Source organism: Rubrobacter sp. M3-4, from assembly GCF_059772285.1.
On sequence record NZ_JCBAJP010000027.1, the window covers coordinates 1 to 801 of the forward strand.

1 protein-coding gene is annotated in these 801 nt (G+C 64.9%); it reads left to right on the forward strand.

Annotation, left to right across the window (positions count from 1 at the left end):
- A partial coding sequence (locus AC6EKW_RS15020; protein ID WP_498514826.1) for a proton-conducting transporter transmembrane domain-containing protein occupies positions 1 to 801 on the forward strand: 801 nt, incomplete at both ends.

Consider the following 801-nt stretch of genomic DNA (forward strand, 5'->3'; position numbering starts at 1 on the left):
GGTTTCTACGGCATCGTGCGCTTCGACGTCCAGGTGCTCGGCCCGGGCCCCACCTGGTGGGGAATACTGGTGTTGCTCCTCGGTGGCATCTCTGCCGCGGTTGGGATCCTCTACGCCATCGCCCAGCGCGACCTCAGCCGCTTCGTCGCCTACTCCAGCGTGGAGAACGCCGGCATAATCCTGATAGGGCTCGGCATCTTCATGATCGGCTCCTCGGAGAAACTCTACCCCCTCGCAGCCCTCGGGGTGGTGGTGGCGCTCCTGCACATGCTGCATCACTCTTTGGCCAAGTCGCTGCTGTTTTTAGGAGTAGGAGCCGTAGACCACGCCACGGGCACGCTCCAGATGGACCTCCTCGGAGGGCTGGCCAGGAAGATGCCAAAGACGGCCCTTCTCTCTTTCGTGGCCGTGCTCTCTCTGGCCGCGCTCCCCCCATCGAGTGGCTTTGCAACCGAGTGGCTCACCCTGGAGAGCCTGATGCAGGGCTTCAGGCTCTCTGAGCTCTCCGCACGGGCGGCGATGGCCATAGCGGGTGCGTTTCTGGCGCTGGCTGGAGGAGTCGCGATCCTCGGGTTCGTCAAGCTCTACGGAGGGGTGTTTCTGGGCAGGGGACGCTCGGAGGCTACGAGGAAGGCAAAAGACCCCTCCGTTGCGGGGCTTGTGGGGATGGGGACCCTGGCGCTGCTCGGTTTGAGCGTGGGGGTTCTGGCACCCCTCTGGATCCGGGTGGTGGCAAAAGCCACGGCGAGCCTCACCCCCGCGGGGGACATCTCGGGGAGGATGTTCTCGATGTGGCCGGTG